Source organism: Companilactobacillus halodurans, from assembly GCF_009600985.1.
Lineage (GTDB): Bacteria > Bacillota > Bacilli > Lactobacillales > Lactobacillaceae > Companilactobacillus > Companilactobacillus halodurans.
Window position 1 is genome coordinate 1 of the sequence record NZ_VDFP01000233.1, and the last position, 1,068, is coordinate 1,068.

At 33.9% G+C, this 1,068-nt stretch carries 1 protein-coding gene and 2 pseudogenes; 1 reads left to right on the plus strand and 2 read right to left on the minus strand.

The window, feature by feature from the left end; genetic code table 11:
* Together FHL06_RS13845 and FHL06_RS14850 are read right to left on the minus strand one after the other, a co-directional pair.
* Positions 1–306: AAA family ATPase (locus FHL06_RS13845; RefSeq protein WP_192918027.1), on the minus strand; the 306-nt coding region annotated here is incomplete at its 3' end.
* A 77-nt stretch (positions 307–383) separates the two neighbouring features.
* Positions 384–522: pseudogene (locus tag FHL06_RS14850) on the minus strand (IS5/IS1182 family transposase); the annotation flags it as partial.
* A gap of 308 nt (positions 523–830) precedes the next feature.
* On the opposite strand from FHL06_RS14850, the pseudogene FHL06_RS13850 reads away from it, so the two are divergent.
* Positions 831–1,068: pseudogene (locus tag FHL06_RS13850) on the plus strand (type I restriction endonuclease subunit R); the annotation flags it as partial.

A 1,068-nucleotide genomic window follows, 5' to 3' on the forward strand; every position in this document is an offset into this window, starting at 1 on the left:
GTCATCTAAGGGCTCTAAATCTTTATTTATTTCCACTAATTCTTTTTGGGTAGCTTCAATTAATGGTTGTACACTAGCATTTCTAGTCCCCAAATAAATGGCATCCAATATATGATTATCTCCAACAACTGAATTAAAACCTTCAAATAGATGAATATCGAACTGATCATTATATTGTTTTAAAATTGCATGACTAATCGATGTTTTCCCTGTTCCATTTTTACCAAAAATAAAATTTTTAGCTTTTAAATTCTCTAAAGAAGGATTTTCAAATCTATCAGCTGGTAAGTCTACTTTATTAATCAATTGAAGGGCTCCTAACTTTGTCAACCATATTAATTATAAAAGCTGTCTACAAATCCTGTGTCTTACTAAGAACCTGTCTAGTATCTTTTGAGGACCATCTTCAAGTACGCCAGCACAACCATTTGAAGACTGCTATTGCAGTTTACGTTCACAGCTTTTCCAAAACCATTGATATTTGTCTAATCAACTAAAGAATAGTTCGGCTATCCAACGTTGTGAGGTATCTGTCCGTGTTTTAATTGCACTTTGCAATGATCCTTTTAGTGCCAGTCATGCTATTCCTACACTAACAAGAATATCACAAAATGTATTTTTAAATTTGCGTTATGAGGATCATAATAATTTTATTGGAACAGATCTTTTGAATTTAATAGGTAGTCCAATATTAGTTTCTTATTTTTTTAGCTGTCTATCTATTTCAACCTTATTGTATCCTGGCTATTTGTATTATGAAGCCTAAACGCCAATCTGTTCGCGTATAATAAACTAGTGAGTCATTTAAAAGAGGGGGAAGGACTGTTTTCATGTTGGAGTTGTCGTTTGAAAAAGAAGTTGTTAAAACCTTAACGACTGGAAGCAATCAATGGGTGGAACGAAGAGACCTGTATGGTGCGACCCCGGATCAATTATGGACTAATTTTCGCGATAAATTAAATAACAATAACTATGCTAAATTGCAGGGAAACCCTTTAACTGATACCGAATTTAATCAAGTTAAACGGGCGATTGAAGTCCGGACACCTTACGAAGCAGCTAAGTTAC